Raw genomic sequence first — 14,825 nt, 5'->3', positions numbered from 1 at the left:
CTTTCTCGTTCGACAAGATGCCGCGCCGGCCGGGCGCCGACGCCTCGATGAGAGCGTCGGCGCGCGGCCACGCGACGAGGCTTACTTGGTCTGGCCTGGGGTGCAGACGGGAACGGTGGTCCCGCAGCCGCCGCGGCACGGCGAGGTCCCGTTGACCACTTCCTTGGTCAGCTCTTCCCAGGTGATGTCGGTGACGTCATCGGCGATGAGGTCGAGTATCTCCGCCTGAGGCATGGCGATCCCTTTCGTAGGTCCGGTCCTGAACACATCCCAGTCAAAAGAGCAGTCGTCTTCTTTTCGTCTGCCTGGCGATTGTGCGGCGTCTCCGTCGCGTCTGCGCAATGTCTGCTAACAGGTCATTGAATTTAATGCTTGACGAAACAGCGGTCGATCAGATTTATTGAGTCTCGCGTCCGCACTGCGGATATCTCCCGAAAGGAATGGGAAATGAACACTGGAATCACCGAGCTTTACGCCGACCTCACCTATGACGGTCTGGGCATCGTGGACCTCGCCCCCGGGCCGTCGCATGTCCAGACCACCACTGTCGTGAGCGCCGCAAGGCGTTGACCGACCTCGCCCAGCCGCCGGGGCGCACGGGCGCATCGCCCGGCGTTCCCGGTGCGGGAGACCGCGCGGGACACGATGGAACGGGCGGCGACTACCTTCCGTTGTACGCGCGCCCTCTCGCTCAGGCGCTGGAGCGGCTCCGGCGGGCCCTGGCGACGGTGCCTGACCTGCCGGGACCTGTCGAGGTCACCGGCTGCGTCGCAACCGTGGGCTCCTCGTTGCGCATGCAGCTCGACCAGGCGGTCCTCCCTGTCGTGGTCGAGGAGCTAGGGCGCACTGCCGCCCGCGGCGATCTGCGCGGCGGCACGCCGCAGGAGCGGTACCGGTCCTTCTGGGAGGACGGGCACCTGTCAGCCGAGCGGCTCGCCCGCGACTACCCCGTGGTCTCAGCCGCACTCGACGTCATCGCCGGCTCCACCGCCGACAGCGTCGCACTCGCCGTACGCCGTCTGGCGGCTGAGCTGCCGGCGCTACAGGCCGCCATGCCGGCGCTGAGCGGCCCCGCAGCGGACATCACCCTGGTGGGCGGGGACCGGCACGCGGGCGGCGGGCAGGTCCTGCGCTTCAAGCTGCGCGATGGCGGAGGTGTCTATTACAAACCCGTCCCGCAGTCCTCGTCGACGCTGTTCCACGACTTCCTCGGCCTGCTCGGCGTACCGGAGGAGATGCGGCCGGCGCGTCCCAGGGTGGTCGAAGGGTCCGCTCACGGGTGGATGCAGGAGGTCGCCTTCGCCCCTTGCGCGACGGCCGCAGAAGTGTGCCGCTACTGGACCAGATGCGGAGTGCTCCTGGCCGCCTGCTGCCTGCTGAACTTCACCGACGGGCACTTCGAGAACCTCATCGCGGCGGGAGAGCATCCCGTCCTCATCGACACCGAAACCATGCTGCAGAACTACTCCTGGCGCAATCCCACCGGCACGCTGGAGTCCGTCGTGGACACCGGCCTCGTACAGCCGTCGGATCCGCGGACGCCCGGCCGGGGCAGCTTCTCGGCGTTCCAGGTGATGGGCTCCGACCGGCTCTCCACGCTGGCGCCGTTCGCCGTTCATCGCCACACCGACGCGATGGGGGTCGGCTTCCGGCGGATGACCCACGCCCCACCGCTCAACCTGCCCGTCCTCGACGGGCGCTTCCAGAGCGCCGATGGTTACCTGAGGGAACTGGTGCAGGGCTTTGACACGGTGTTCACCCTCTGCCGGGCCCGTCGCGCGAAGATACTGGCCGCCACGGACTTTTGGGATCGGGTGGCCGCGCACCAGGGACGGCAGATCATCCGCGAGACGGCGCACTATGCTCGGCTGTTGCGGCTCATCCAACAGCCGACGTCCGCTCGTTCCTGGCCGGCCACCGATGCCGAACTGAACCGCCATCTGCGTGTCGGCACCGCCAGCCGATACGACCGCCTGGTGCCCGGCGAGGTGGCCGCCCTGCGGGACCAGGACATCCCCTACTTCACCCACCTGGCCTCCGCCACCCACCTGAGTTGCGGTCCTGCTACGCACACCCGGTTCTTCCGCACCCCGGCGCTGGCTCAGGTCCGCCAGAACATTGCCGAACGAGGGCCGGCATTCGTCGCGGCTCAGGTCGCGTTCCTGCACGACCACCTGAGCACTCCGCCGCCGGATCCCTCGCTGACCCCCGCCGACCAGCACCTTCTGCGAGCTTCGAGCGCGGCACATTCAGGAGGGCACCACCATGAACCCGCCGATGATCTCCTGTGAAGCGGACGGACCAGGCCCCGCGCTCGCCGCCTGCTGCCCGGCATGAGCGCGGGCCGGCACAGGGGGTTCGCGCTGCTGTTCACGTCGCAGACGATCTCGGCGACGAGCGACTTCATGGGGCCCGCGGCCCTGACGCTGGCCATCGTGGGCCACGACGGCCAGTCCACCGCGCTCGGCCTCGTGCTCGGCTGCGGGCTGCTGGCCAAAATCATCGTCCTGCCCGTCGGCGGCGTCCTGGCCGATCGCCTCGATCCCAGACGGGTCGCTGTCGCCGCCGGCCTCCTGCGAGTGGGGACGCAGGCCGGCATCGGCGTTGCGCTCCTGGACGAGGCGCCCCGGTTCCCTCTGATCGCTCTCCTGCAGTTCATCGCGGGCGGGGCCGCGGGCTGCGCGTTTCCCGCCGTCTGGCCGCTGGTGGTCGAGCTGGCGCCGAAGGAGCGGCGGCAGCGGGCCAACGCCCTGCTGGGCACCGCCAGAAGCGTGGCTCTGCTGTTCGGCCCCGGCCTGGCGGGAATCCTGACGCTGACGCTCGGCCCGTCGGCGGCGTTCTTCCTCGACGCCGCGGGGTTCGCCATCAGCACGGTTCTTCTCGCCATGGTGCGAGCCAGGCCGGCACGCGCACCCGGCAGGATGGGCCGGCCGAAGGTGTTGGCGGGGTGGGCAGAGGCTCGAGAGGGATGGGCGGAGGTGCGGGCGCGCAGGTGGTACTGGACCACCCTGGTAGCCCACGCGGCCTGGAACTTCGCCTCGGGCGTGCTCCTCACTGTCGGCCCCGTCGTCGTCACCGGCTCGCTGGGCGGTCAGGGCGTCTGGATCGTCATGGTGCAGGCGGGAGGCGCCGGACTGCTGCTCGGGTCACTGCTGGCCGGACGGGTGAACGTACGCAGGCCGATCCTGATGGGCAACCTCGGGCTCGCCTGTTACGCCGTACCGCTCGTACTGCTGGCCGCGCGTGCGCCGGCGCCGTGGTTGATCGTCGCCTATGCGTCGGCGCTGGCCCTGCTCGGCCTGATGGAGCCGATCTGGGACAATGCGGTGCAGGCCCTGGTGCCGACACGCGCCCTTGCCCGTCTCACCGCCTACGACCTCATGCTGTCCCTGTCCGCGCAGCCCGTGGGGCTGACGCTGGGGCCCGCCGTGGCCGCGGCCGCCGGCACTGCGCTGCCGTTGTTCGCCGCGTCGGCGGTGGTCAGCGTGACCTGTGTGGTGGCGGCCCTGATCCCGGAGAACCGGCGCGTGGTGCTGCCGTGACCCGGCGACGGGGTGGAGGCCGACGAAGATGGGCTCACCGGCGGTGACGGTCCCAGGCGGCCGGGCTCAGCGATCCGCCTTTCATGATCACATTCAGCTGACCGGAACTAGTATTGTCGGCTGGCGTGGCGCGATCAGGCTCGGATTCCGGCGGATGGTACTGGTGGGCATTCGTCGCCACGTCCATCCTCGTGCCCTTCGTGGGCATCGCCCTGGTCGTGTTCTTCGCCTCTCAAGGCCGCGAGTACGCCGACCAGTGGGCCAGCATCCTCAGCTTCGTCATCACCGCCCTCGTCGCCGCGGCGGCGATGATCGGCTGGTTACGACAGCGAGCCAAGGGCAGGGGCGATCTCGGCACGCTGGACGTGGCCGAACCCGAAGCCGACGCCGTGGCGGCGCGCGCCGAGCGGCTGGCCGCCAAGGTGGAGCACGTGTGGAAGTCGGAGGAACTGAGGCAGCGCCTGCTGGACCCAGGGCCTCTGCCCGTCTCTTGGCGTACGGTCGGCCCGCCGGTCAGCGACCACTGGCGGGTCATCGGCGGCAAGGACACTCCCATCGACCTCGACGGCAGCCTGGACGACCTCCATCAAACGATTCGCACTAAACTTCCGTGGTCGCGCTTGGTCGCGCTCGGTGAACCCGGCGCCGGCAAAACATCGCTGGTCATGCGCTTCGTCCTAGCTTGTCTGTCCGCCCGTGAGCAGGCCGACCCCGTCCCCGTCATCCTGCGCCTCTCGACGTGGACTCCTTCCAAGCAGCCCATCGATCGCTGGATCTACGCCCGCCTGGTGGAGGATTACGACTACGACCCCGCCGAGCCACTGCCTCTGGATCGGCTCCTGCTCATCCTGGACGGCCTCGACGAGATGCCCGCCCCCGAGCGGGAGCAGGCCCTCACCCAGATCAACGCCGCCTTCAGCGCCAGGGATCCCCTCGTCCTGACCAGCCGTACCGCGGAATACCTGGCCACCATCGACTCCCAGCAGGCGGACGTCCTTACGGCCGCGGCCGCCATCGAGCTCAAGCCGCTCGACGCCGCCGCCATCCGCGATTACCTGACCATCACCACGAAGCCTGCCCGGCTGCCCGAATGGTCCAACGTGTTCGCCGAGCTGACCGCTGACCCGGAGGGCGAACTCGCCCGCGGCTTGTCGACTCCGCTGGCCCTCTCTCTGGCCCGCGTGACCTACGCCGAACGGGCGGCGAACCCCGACTACTTACTCACCTTCACGACAAGACGTGACCTTGAGGCTCACCTCCTCACTGAACTTGTGCCCGCCCTCTATTCCGGCTCCGCCGCCTACCGCAGGCGCAGCCAATCCGCCTATCCCAGTCGCTCCGGTCGCTCCAGCGCGTATGAGCAGCTCAGTCTCGCTTGGAGCGCGGACGCCGCTCTCCACTGGCTATCTTTCCTCGCCCAGCAATTCGGTAGGCGGGGCATCTCTTCGCCGGGACTGACCGAAGTCGTCCCACCCTGGGTCTATGGCGCGATCCTCGGCCTTCTGGCCGGGCTGTGCGCCAGCACGGCCTTCGGCGTAGCAGCAGGCCCCGCCACCGGTTCCCTCCTCGGAACGGCCATGGCCCTGGCCACCTTCGTCTACTCCTTCATCACGGACCGTCGTGAGCCAGCCCCCACGAGTCAGGCGAAGTCGTGGACCGCAACATTGGCCCTCTTCGCCGGCCTCCTCGGGGCTCTCGCGATGGGCGCTGGTCTGAGTGTCGATCAGGCAGTGATCACCGCGCTGGGGGCCGCGCTCTGGCTCCAAGTCATGCTCTCCCGCAGCCTGATTGCCTTGCAGATAGGGCTGCTCGACCTCGCCGTCGTGCACGCTGCCATCACCCGGCCGTCCGTCTCCCCGTACGCGCTCGGCCTGGCCGCCCTCGTGACCATCCTCGCCGTATCCGTCCTGTCGGCCTCCCGCTCCAGCTTCTTCCTGGCGCGCGTCGTGCTGGCCGTGTCCGGCCGACTGCCCTGGCGGGTGGCCACATTTCTCGAGGATGGCTACCAGCGTGGCGTGCTCAGAAAGGTCGGCGACCTGTACTACTTCCGGCACGACCTCCTGAGACAAAAACTGGCACACAAGGAATAGCGCATCGGCGATGAGCACCCATGAACCGACCACAGAGAAGCTAAGTTGAGCCAGCCAGGCTACGAGAGGGCTCGTCATCTAAATTTCAGCAACAGACAATTTATCGCTTTCCTTTTCTTAAGCAGGACAAAGCATATTTGTGGCTTTCTCCATACATAGGGGATCTCTCGATGAAATTCGAGATAAAGTCCAGCAGAACCGTCTAAGCTGCTCCGAGGCAAAGGAGCTGGAGGAGCCTCCTCCTTATCGCGAGTACTCCACCGTGTGGCCCTACCGCAAGCCCGCCTTCCGCGTAATTCAGCGGCCTGCCAGGTTCTGCCGTCCGCCGGAACGGTCGATAGGTGGAATCTGCCCCGGGCCGGCCGTGAGGCTCTCAGCCGGCGGGGCTGCCTGACGACCTGGTGATGACGCCGGATTTTCAGGCCGCCTCCGAGCCGATCCTGGCCCCCAACATCGCAAGCGGCGTCGAAGGCCAGCTGATCGCTGCGGACCAGCGGCTCTACCAGCTCGGCAGATGGGGCAGCAGCGACCGTACGCCGATGATGGGCGCGGTCGCCGGCGACGGCCGCATCCTGGGTCTGCGCCAGGCGCCCCTGGCCGTCGAGGACCTGCACCCAGGTCTACGTGACCACTACACCGACGCCGACGTACGCCCACAGGGTGTTCAGGGGCGGTCGTCCGCGGGGGCTTCCCGGTCACGCTGGACCGGTGTGGGGTGGGCGCGTAGGTGGGCGCGCTCTCCTTGGCGGCCGAAGAGGGTCAGGAGTTCGACGGGGTGTTCGTCGGCGTTGCCGAACCAGTGCGGGGTGCGGGTGTCGAATTCGGCGGCCTCGCCCGGTCCCATGGTCAGGTCGTTGTCGCCCAGGACCAGGCGCAGGCGCCCGTCGAGGACGTAGAGCCATTCGTAGCCCTCGTGGCTGGACTGTTCGGGCTGGGGCGGCCGTGCCCGGGGGGAAATGATCAATTTGTAGGCTTGCAGGTTTCCGGCTCGCCTGGTCAGCGGCAGGAGTGTCATGCCGTTGCGGGTGACCGGCTTGAGGTGCAGCCGCGGGTCTCCTGTGTGAGGTGCGCCGATCAGCTCGTCGATGGCCACCCGCAGATCCCGGGCGAGCGGCAGCAGCAGCTCCAGGGTGGGGCGGCGCTGTCCTGACTCCAGGCGCGAGAGCGTGCTGATGGAGATGCCGGTCGTCTCGGACAGCTGGGTGAGTGTGATGCCGCGGCGGGTGCGCAGGGCCCTCAGCCGAGGACCGACGGCCGCCATCGTCGCTGCTGTGCCCTCGTCCATGACTCCAGTTTGCCACCACAGCAAGAATGTTTGCCGCATCGCCGTGCTGCCTCGACGCTGGTCGCGGGCGCCCGCCGGGGGGCACTGCCGCAGAGCAGAGCACCGGACGACCAGAGGCAGCGCGCCCGTCATCATCCACGACACCGTCCTGCACGCCCAGCGCACCCACCGAAAACCATCGAGAGCGAAAGAAGCACCACCGTGAACAAGGACCTCGCCGGCCAGACGGCCCTGGTCACCGGAGCCACCGCCGGAATCGGCCGCGCCAGTGCCCTGGCTCTGGCCGAACGCGGCGCTCACGTGATCGTCCACGGCCGCGACCGCGAACGGGCCGCCGACACCCTCCAGCGCGTCCGGGCGCTGGGCGGCTCGGCCCACTTCGAGCCCGCCGACCTCTCCGACCCCGCCGAGGTGACGGCCCTGGCCGGGCGCGCCGGAGACATCGACATCCTCGTCAACAACGCCGGCATCTTCCGCTTCGCCCGCACCGCCGACACCGACCAGGCGACCTTCGACGCACACATCAACATCAATCTGCGTGCCCCATACCTTCTCATCCAAGCCCTGGCACCCGCCATGGTCCGGCGCGGGCACGGCGCGATCATCAACATCAGCAGCGGCGCCGCGACCACACCGGGCCTGGGCACCGGCATCTACGGCGCGACCAAGGCCGCCCTGGAGTCCCTCACCCGTGTCTGGGCCGCGGAATTCGGCCCGGCAGGCGTCCGCGTCAACGCCGTCGCGGCCGGCCCCACCCGCACCGAAGGCACCGCCGCCTTCGGCGACGCCTTCGAAGCCGCTGGAAAGGCCGTCGCACTGCAACGCCTCGCGGACGCCGGGGAAATCGCCGAAGCCGTCGCCTTCCTCGCCTCCCAGGCTGCCGGCTACGTCAACGGCACCACCCTCAGCGCCATGGGGGGAATGCCCGCCTACGGCTGATACTGCGCCACATCGTCCTCGATCTGCGTCTCCTGACCGCGCTGGGGTGGTGTGTCAAGAGACGGCCCCGGAGAACGGGATCTTCGCCGCGCGGCGATACTCGAGCGTGCCAGAATCTCGCAGCGACATGGATGTTCGTGAAGACATGATCCCCCGGCCCGCCGAACCCACCGCCGAGGCACTGCTGGAGATCGCCGACGCGCTGCTCCCCGGCCACTCCCTCGACGACGCCCGGATCACGGCCGGCAACCTGCACCACGTCGTGCTCCTCCCGGGAACGGCGGCCGTACGGGTGAGCAAGCGGCCGTCGTCGGCTCACGAGATGCCACGCCGCATGGAAGTGCTGCGCGAGATCGCGCGGATCGGGCTGCCCTTCGATGTGCCAGAGCCGCTCACATCCGTGACCTGGTTCGGCGAGCGTACGGCGGTGGCCGTCTCCTGGGTCGACGGCGAGGAGCAACCTGAAGGGCGGGGCGACCCCGAACAGATGGGGAAGTTGCTGCGCGCCGTACGGGACGTCGCCATCACTCCGCGTCTGAGGGAACTGCTGTACGCCCCGGGAGACAAGGGCTGGGCCGAGCTCCTGGCCGAGGAGGTCGTTCCGCACCTGCCGGACAGGTGGCGCGACGAATGCCGCAGGCATCTCGAAACGGCGCGCGACCTGGAACCTGTACCGGATGCGCTCGTCCACGGCGATCTGTGCGGGTCCAACGTCCACTGGAGCGGGGACGGGCAACTGGTCGGCGTCCTGGACTGGGACCAGGCCCACCTGTTCGACCCCGCCATAGACGCCGCCCTGATGGCCTGGCACGGCTGGGACAACATCAGGAAGGCCGTGGACCACGAGACCTACCGCCGCGCCCGGATCTACGACGCCCCGTTCGGCATCGGGCATCTCGTCGGGGTCCTCGACGGCCGACCGCTGACGAACGTCGAGGGGTACGTGAGCAGCATCGTCGCCTGGCTTGAAAGGGACGCCTGAGGGCATACGGTGTTCGCCCTTCCCGAGGTGGTCGGGCGCGAAGGAAAATCTCAACCCTGTCACGGGTGCGCTTCGGCGGAGCCCAACATCCCCCGAATTCTGAAATTTCGTCCAATGTCCGTCTGCATGAGAGGGCGAGACAGTTTTCCCAAATTTGCTCCGTAACAGCAACGGTGCCAAATCAGGGCTATCTGCCTATAACATGCTCGGATGAGTCGTTGGGTGGCATTCGTTGAGCGCCGTATCGCAGCGCGTGCCGATCAGCTTTACGCGCTGGTCGCCGACCCTGCACGCCATAAGGATTTCGACGGATCGGGTGGCCTTGTCGGAGTGACAGAGGTCAGCACACCCCATAGGCCGCTCGATGTCGGCGACTCGTTCAGCATGGACATGGACATGAACGGCAAGTACGTGATGACGAGCACTGTCATCGAGGCCGTACCCGGCAGGCGATTCGCCTGGCAGAGCAGGCCGCACAAGGACTCGGCCAGGTGGCGCATGGTGTTCGGCGGCCGGATCTGGCGCTATGAATTCGAGCCGCAAGGCGATGCCACGCTGGTCCGCGAGAGCTGGAACCTGAAAGAGGAGCCGCTGCGCGCGCTCCTCTTTCCGCTTCGCTCCGTGGCGTGCAAGAGCATGCGCAAATCTCTCGACCGCATGGCTGAACTCGTCGAGTCGACATGAGACGGACGCGACTGGCGATCGCGGGCTGTGACACAGTGACTCTTTTTCGTCCTCAGGCGCTCTGGGCGACTCGGTGGTTTGAAAGACAGCGATAACTTCGCAGAAGTGGCCGGTCTTGCCGGGGCTGCAGCGTAGCTTGCGCCCTTGATCGTTTGTTGGCGTGGCGTCTTCGGGCGCAACCCCCACCGCCACGGACGAGGTGTTGCCGGCAGCTAGGGGCGCCAGTCGCCGTTCAGCTCGACGTAGGTCTCACCGCTGACCTTCTTGCCGTTGTACGTGCCGTCGAAAGCTGCGGTGGCTTCCATGTAGCCACCCTCGGGGGTCTGGCCCTTGACTTCCTGTCCCTGAGGGCCGGTTACCCGAACGGCGAGCTCCGTGCGCAGTTGGGGGATGCGGACCTTCCAGCGGGTGGGGTACGTCTGACCCGTTTCCGGACTGACCCACAGCTTGGAGGCGCCTTGGGCAAGCGGTTCCACCTCGACCACGTCGTACGAACCGTCCCGGTGAAGAACCGTCGCCCAACTGTGCTCAGTCTTCTGGCCCACCGCGTCCCAGAGGGCGATCTTGTCACCGTTGGGCATGCTGAGGTTCATCCAGGTCCACCGCTTCAGGTTCTCCGGCATCTCACCCCATTGCCGGTCCAACCAGGAAGTTCCCCTGATCGCGTGCTTCTTGTCGCCGATGACGAGCGTGCCGGTCGTCCGCATCTCCGGAAGCGCGAACTCGTAGGCCGGCACATCGACCAGGTTGAAAACGCCGGTCGAGCCGTAGTTCAGGGCGGGGCCGGTGGCCACCATCTCGATATCGAGCGATCCGAAGGGCGTGGTGAGTTTTACCTTCTGGCGGGCTGAGTCACCCGTCCAGCTCAGTCCTGGTGCCTTGATGTCGAGCTTGCCCTCGGTCCACCGATAGTCGTCCGGCGCGACGACGGCTTCGTAGTCCTTGTGCCATCCGGTGGTCTTGTCGGTCACCGCGAACGTCCAGCGGTTCTCCACCTCGCCCATGTTCGGGAGAACGCGCGTGTGCACCTGAATCCCGAAGTCATGACCGTTCGCCTTCACGAAACTGGTGAAGTAGATGGAGTCGAACCACGCCTGTTCTCGTCCGGGAGCCTGCCGTCCCAGGTCGGTCGCGGGATCGACCATCGACGCGATTCCCGACGTGGTGGGGCCGGCCTTCGGTGTCGCCGGCGGGCTTTCCGCCAGCGCCGGGTGGCTGGCAAGGATGCCGGGCACCAGCGCGCCCGCGGTGGCCAGGCCTGTCACCCGGCGCCTGTTTCGAGACGTGGTCATGGGATTCCCCCTTGGAGCAGAGGCGAGCGAGGACGTCACTCACCCTTGGTCGTGGTCGTGTTGATCTGTGGTGCAAAGCCGACAGAGCCGCGGATTGGCGTCACACGTCTGCCGGCCATCCCGTACATTGGTTTGCAATGCCAACAACTTCATATTGGTTGGTAATACAAATAAAGTCAAGGGCTCCCGACCGGGATCCCGGCGCACAGGTTGGAGGGAAGATCCTTGGATCGGCCTTCCCCTGATGAAAGGGAGTGTCGTGACGCTGACCATCTCGGAGGAACCCTGGGACAGTGTCGACGGAGACCGCCTGCGTAGCGCGATGGAAGCGGAGCTGGCCGCCCGCTATGGCATCCCGGACCAGGAAGGTCACAAGCCCACCGCGGAGAACGTCGACGTCTACCTCATCGCCCGCGACGCCGCCGGCAACGCGGTCGGCTGCGGCGCGCTGTGGCTGCTGCCCGAAGGCACGGCCGAGATCAAGCGGATGTACGTCACGCCCCAGGCCCGTGGCACAGGCGTGGCCACCGGCATCCTGCGTGACCTGGAGGAGCACGCCCGCCGGCGTGGGCTCGACACGGTGCGACTGGCGACCGGCGACAAGCAGCCCGACGCGATCCGCTTCTACGAGCGCGAGGGCTACGTACGAACCGACGGCTACGGCCCCTATGCCGGCCATCCCATGGCCGTCTGCTTCGCCCGCCGACTCACCTGACGTGCGCACCGGCGCCGGAGCGACGCGGCCGACCTGGTCCGCGCGGCCGAACGGTTCCGCGTGAGGTGGTCGCTACGGGCGGATCAGGACGACGCCGAGCAGCTTGACGAGTTGGTCGAGCTGCTCCGGGGTCAGGCGGCCGGTCCTGGGCGCCAGGGCGCGCCGGACTTCGTCGTCCACCCGGTGGGCCAGTTCGAGCCCGGCCGGGGTGATGTACACATCGACGACCCGGCCGTCATCGGGGTTCTTGCCGCGGGTCAGCAGCCCCCGGCGCTGGGCGCGGTCGACGAGGCCGGACATCGTGGACTTGTCCAGGCCCAGGTAGACGGCCAGGTCGGTCATGCGGGCGCGGCGGTCGCGGAGGATGCCGAGCACCCGTAGCTGGGTGAGCGACAGATCGTGCTCGCCGCCGATGCGGGTCAGCACGCCCGCCACCTCGAAGGTGGTCCGGACGAGCGAGTCCAGGACATCGTCGGCGCTGGTCATGCCGTCATGCTAGTTGGGCATGGTTGGCAATGCCAATGACCCGGCGGTCACCCGCTCCGGTACGCCCGGAGGAACGCCCGTACTCCCTCGACGATGAGCGGCTGGACACGGGCGTCCCCCGCGGCGTTCGCGGAACCGAGCCTGTTGATCGCGACCCCGAAGGTCAGCGCGATGAAGTGGTCGGCTGCGAGCCGCGCGTCGGAGACTTCGAGCAGCCCGGCCCGGGCGAGGGCGGCGAACCGCTCACCGAGGGCCTCGTCGGGCGCGCTGGCCATGGCGTGTTCGTCCCGGCGCGGCAGGTGGCCGGATTCGGCCTGGACCAGCCGTTGCAGCGTGGCGTGCTCCGCCGAGTTGAGCATGTCGGTCGCGATCCTCATGGAGAACGTTATGAGGGCGTCCTCCAGCTCGGCGGGCTCGGTGAGATCGGCGAGCGTGTCGTCGAGGGTGCGCCGGATCGTGGCCACCAGTGACTGGTCGACGGCTTCGACGACGGCGCGCAGCAAGGTCTGCTTGTCGCCGAAGTAGTCGTAGACCGTTCGCGTCGACACCTTGGCCAGGGCGGCGACCGCGTCGACGCTCGACCGGTCGAAGCCGTTGGTGAGGAACAGCTCCTGGGCCGCGGTGAGGATGGCGGTCCGCTTCTGCGCGGAACCCGCACGCAGCGTCTTCTCGGTCGGCATGAAAAGAATCTTACCGGAACTACACCGCGCGCTGTAGCCAACTACAGTACATCGTGTACTGTAGTCCGCAGGCACGAATCGCCCCCCGTGCGGCACGAAGCGATACAGAAATCCCGATTCGCATACGCGTCTACGCACGATTTCGACCGAGGGAGCCAGCAGTGGCAAAGCAGCAGGTGGAGCACGAACCCGCCGAAACGACCGATTCCACCATCCGGGCGGGTGAGCTGGAAGTCGGGTACATCGACAGCGGCAGTGGGGTGCCGCTCGTCCTCGTTCATGGCGGCGAGAGCGACCGCACCCAGTACGCGACACTCCGCGCGCACCTCGGCGCGGGCATCCGGGCGATCTCCTACGATCAGCGCGATTCGGGGATCACCGTGAACCCGCCGCTTCCGTACACGCTGGGTGACCTCGCCGATGACCTCGTCGCGCTGCTGGACGCGCTGGGGCTCGAACGTGCGCACCTGCTGGGCACCTCCTTCGGCGGCACCATCGCGCAGCACGCCGCACTCCGGCATCCCGATCGGGTCGCCTCCCTCATCCTGGTCGCCACCACGCCGAGCTTCGCGCTGTGTCCCACGACGGTCAACGAGCTGTTCGACATGCCCCACGACGACCGGCAGAAAGCGGTCAGGGACTTCTTCGTCACGCCCAAGGGCCAGGCCGAGCTCCACACCCGGGCCGCCCAGACGCTTGTCTACCGTGACCCCGACAAGACCGGCCGCCGCCACGATGCCGCCCGGGAGCACGAGGTCAGGGACCGCCTCGGGGAGATCACCACACCCACCCTGATCGTCCACGGCACGGCGGACCTGCTGGCGCCCTACACCGGCGCCCTCCTGATGAAGGAGCGGATTCCGAACGCCGAACTGCGTTCGATCGAGGATGGGCGCCACGCGATCGCGATGGAGTTCGCGCCCACGATCGGCCCTTGGGTGCGCGAGTTCCTCGGAGTGACGGCAGCATGAGCGGCACGCGCACGCCCGCGTCCAGCGGGCTCAGCGGCCATGAGTGACGCCGGCCGCGAGGTGGCGAAGCGGATGGCCGAGGCGGCCCTGGCGTGGCTGGACTCCCTGGACGCCGACCAGCGCGCGGTGGCGGTCGGACCGCCGCCAGGCGCCGGCGACGCGGCCGAGGCCGAACGCACCCGCTGGTTCTACACGCCCACCGACCACGGCGGTCTCACCTTCCACCAGCAGCGCCCCGCCCAGCACCGGCTGGTGATGCGGCTGGTCGCGACCGGGCTGTCCGAAGCCGGGTACACCACCGTGGCCACCGTGCTCGGCCTGGAGAACGTACTCGATCACGTCGAGGGGTTCTCGGTGAACTGGGGGCGGGAACGCACCCGCGACCCCGGCATGTACTACCTGCGGGTCTTCGGCGAGCCCGGCGGGCCGCAGCCGTGGGGATGGCGGTTCGGCGGCCACCACGTCTCGCTCAACAACCTCGTGGTGGACGGGCGCGTCGCCGCCACCACGCCGTGCTTCCTGGGCGCCGACCCGGCCGCGTCACCGCTGCTGGGCGGTGCGACACTGCGCCCACTGGGGACGGCCGAGGACCTGGCCCGCGAGCTGGTCCGCTCCCTGCGCCCCGAGCTCGCCGCCCGCGCGGTGCTGCTGGCGCGCGCCCCGGACGACATCGTGGCGGGCAACAGCGCCCAGGTCGGCGACCGCGTGGTGCGCCGCAGCGAGCTCTGGCGCCCCGGTACGCACATCCCGGACCGTGCCGAGCACCCGGCCACCGGCCTCTACGGTGCGAACCATCGGGCGCTGGTCCTCACCCCGACGCCCAAGGGCGTGCCGGGCGCCGAGCTCGACGCCGCGCAGCGGGAACTGCTGCGCGCGCTGCTCGGCACCTACCTCGACCGCGTCCCGGACGGGGTGTCCCCGCTGCGTCGCTACGACGACCCGGCGGCGCTGGACGCCGTACATCTCGCCTGGGCCGGCTCCACCACGGCGGGCGAGCCGCACTACTACCGCCTGCAGGGCCCGCGGCTGCTCGTCGAGTGGACCAACATCCACCGCGGCGTCAACCACGCCCACGCCGTGTGGCGGGACCCGGAGACGGACTTCGGCGGCGACGTCCTCGCCGCCCACCACGCCGCCGACCACGTGCCATAGAACGGAA

General features: G+C 68.3%; 15 protein-coding genes. 10 read left to right on the top strand and 5 right to left on the bottom strand.

Annotated elements, in window-relative coordinates; all coding sequences use genetic code 11:
* Positions 1-81: 81 nt before the first annotated feature.
* On the bottom strand, positions 82-234 hold the full coding sequence (locus tag OHA68_RS15625) for a hypothetical protein (protein WP_327108289.1): 153 nt from the start codon (positions 232-234) through the stop codon (positions 82-84).
* Between the two features lie 213 nt (positions 235-447).
* On the opposite strand from OHA68_RS15625, the gene OHA68_RS15620 reads away from it, so the two are divergent.
* From OHA68_RS15620 to OHA68_RS15605, 4 genes are all read left to right on the top strand, one after another.
* On the top strand, positions 448-570 hold the full coding sequence (locus OHA68_RS15620) for a hypothetical protein (protein WP_327108288.1): 123 nt from the start codon (positions 448-450) through the stop codon (positions 568-570).
* Positions 571-671: 101 nt separating this feature from the next.
* A complete protein-coding gene (locus tag OHA68_RS15615) occupies positions 672-2,291 on the top strand; it encodes a DUF4135 domain-containing protein (protein WP_327108287.1) in 1,620 nt (539 codons plus the stop codon).
* 42 nt (positions 2,292-2,333) lie between these two features.
* A complete protein-coding gene (locus tag OHA68_RS15610; RefSeq protein ID WP_327108286.1) occupies positions 2,334-3,542 on the top strand; it encodes an MFS transporter in 1,209 nt (402 codons plus the stop codon).
* Between the two features lie 125 nt (positions 3,543-3,667).
* Positions 3,668-5,632, top strand: a complete 1,965-nt coding sequence (locus tag OHA68_RS15605) for an NACHT domain-containing protein (protein WP_327108285.1) — start codon at positions 3,668-3,670, stop codon at positions 5,630-5,632.
* A 664-nt stretch (positions 5,633-6,296) separates the two neighbouring features.
* On the opposite strand, the gene OHA68_RS15600 is transcribed toward OHA68_RS15605, so the two are convergent.
* Positions 6,297-6,917, bottom strand: coding sequence for a helix-turn-helix domain-containing protein (locus tag OHA68_RS15600; protein WP_327108284.1), 621 nt, complete (start codon positions 6,915-6,917; stop codon positions 6,297-6,299).
* A gap of 201 nt (positions 6,918-7,118) precedes the next feature.
* Between OHA68_RS15600 and OHA68_RS15595 the strand changes: the two genes are divergently transcribed.
* From OHA68_RS15595 to OHA68_RS15585, 3 genes are all read left to right on the top strand, one after another.
* Positions 7,119-7,856, top strand: coding sequence for an SDR family NAD(P)-dependent oxidoreductase (locus tag OHA68_RS15595; protein WP_327108283.1), 738 nt, complete (start codon positions 7,119-7,121; stop codon positions 7,854-7,856).
* A 127-nt stretch (positions 7,857-7,983) separates the two neighbouring features.
* The gene (locus tag OHA68_RS15590; protein ID WP_327108282.1) at positions 7,984-8,838 is read left to right on the top strand and encodes a phosphotransferase family protein; all 855 of its coding nucleotides are present in this window, start codon (positions 7,984-7,986) and stop codon (positions 8,836-8,838) included.
* A gap of 222 nt (positions 8,839-9,060) precedes the next feature.
* The gene (locus OHA68_RS15585) at positions 9,061-9,522 is read left to right on the top strand and encodes an SRPBCC family protein (protein ID WP_327108281.1); all 462 of its coding nucleotides are present in this window, start codon (positions 9,061-9,063) and stop codon (positions 9,520-9,522) included.
* A gap of 212 nt (positions 9,523-9,734) precedes the next feature.
* Here OHA68_RS15585 and OHA68_RS15580 read toward each other — a convergent pair whose 3' ends face one another.
* Entirely contained in the window at positions 9,735-10,814 is a 1,080-nt protein-coding gene (locus tag OHA68_RS15580) for a lipocalin family protein (protein ID WP_327108280.1), read from the bottom strand.
* 259 nt (positions 10,815-11,073) lie between these two features.
* Here OHA68_RS15580 and OHA68_RS15575 point away from each other — a divergent pair, with 259 nt between their 5' ends.
* Positions 11,074-11,529, top strand: coding sequence for a GNAT family N-acetyltransferase (locus tag OHA68_RS15575; protein ID WP_327108279.1), 456 nt, complete (start codon positions 11,074-11,076; stop codon positions 11,527-11,529).
* A 72-nt stretch (positions 11,530-11,601) separates the two neighbouring features.
* Here the strand turns inward: OHA68_RS15575 and OHA68_RS15570 are convergent, their stop codons facing one another.
* Positions 11,602-12,015 carry a MarR family winged helix-turn-helix transcriptional regulator gene (locus OHA68_RS15570; RefSeq protein WP_327108278.1) on the bottom strand — a complete coding sequence of 138 codons (414 nt, stop codon included), beginning with the start codon at positions 12,013-12,015 and terminating at the stop codon, positions 11,602-11,604.
* A 47-nt stretch (positions 12,016-12,062) separates the two neighbouring features.
* On the bottom strand, positions 12,063-12,695 hold the full coding sequence (locus OHA68_RS15565; RefSeq protein ID WP_327108277.1) for a TetR/AcrR family transcriptional regulator: 633 nt from the start codon (positions 12,693-12,695) through the stop codon (positions 12,063-12,065).
* 161 nt (positions 12,696-12,856) lie between these two features.
* Here OHA68_RS15565 and OHA68_RS15560 point away from each other — a divergent pair, with 161 nt between their 5' ends.
* Positions 12,857-13,666: an alpha/beta fold hydrolase gene (locus OHA68_RS15560; protein WP_327108276.1), complete on the top strand. Its 810-nt coding sequence runs from the start codon at positions 12,857-12,859 to the stop codon at positions 13,664-13,666.
* Between the two features lie 39 nt (positions 13,667-13,705).
* Positions 13,706-14,818, top strand: a complete 1,113-nt coding sequence (locus OHA68_RS15555; RefSeq protein WP_327108275.1) for a DUF3500 domain-containing protein — start codon at positions 13,706-13,708, stop codon at positions 14,816-14,818.
* Positions 14,819-14,825 lie beyond the last annotated feature (7 nt).

Origin of the sequence: Nonomuraea glycinis (assembly GCF_035920485.1) — a bacterium.
Lineage (GTDB): Bacteria > Actinomycetota > Actinomycetes > Streptosporangiales > Streptosporangiaceae > Nonomuraea > Nonomuraea glycinis.
The sequence above is the reverse complement of the archived record's forward strand: the minus strand, read 5'-3'. Positions and strand labels throughout refer to the sequence as shown.